Origin of the sequence: Paenibacillus sp. ICGEB2008 (assembly GCF_000307675.1) — a bacterium.
GTDB classification, from domain to species: domain Bacteria; phylum Bacillota; class Bacilli; order Paenibacillales; family Paenibacillaceae; genus Paenibacillus; species Paenibacillus polymyxa.
On the sequence record NZ_AMQU01000042.1, the window covers coordinates 1 to 553 of the forward strand.

1 rRNA gene is annotated in these 553 nt (G+C 45.8%); it reads right to left on the reverse strand.

Features of this window, described 5'->3' with window-relative positions:
* Window positions 1–418: 418 nt before the first annotated feature.
* Window positions 419–553, reverse strand: a 16S ribosomal RNA gene (locus tag C400_RS0125790); the annotation flags it as partial.

Genomic DNA, 553 nt, shown 5'->3' on the forward strand with positions numbered 1-553 from the left:
TATCGTTGTTCGCCACGTCCTTCGTCGGCTCCTGGCGCCTAGGCATCCTCCGTGTGCTCTTTGTAGCTTAACCTAGTATCTACATAGTAAATACGATTTGCTACCTTTATTTCACTTGTTTACACAAGATCAGCTTAAAGGAATATTCTAAAACGCAATTTCGTTTCGGTATCCAGTTTTCAAGGTGCAATTCACTTCATCGAAGTGAAGCCCGATGAATATTTCGGTTCCACACGATGTGTGAATGAAACATTCGTCGAAGTTCGAGAGCTTGAACTCTCAAAACTGAGCAACGAGTGAGTAGTTTGGGATATTCACTTCATTCACACATATGTGATGAACCAAATCGAATATCCGGTCACAGGTACGTGTACCTGCTGATTTGAATGTTTCCATTGCAGGAAACGATTCTCCATAGAAAGGAGGTGATCCAGCCGCACCTTCCGATACGGCTACCTTGTTACGACTTCACCCCAATCATCTACCCCACCTTCGGCGGCTGGCCCCTTGCGGTTACCTCACCGACTTCGGGTGTTGTAAACTCTCGTGGTGT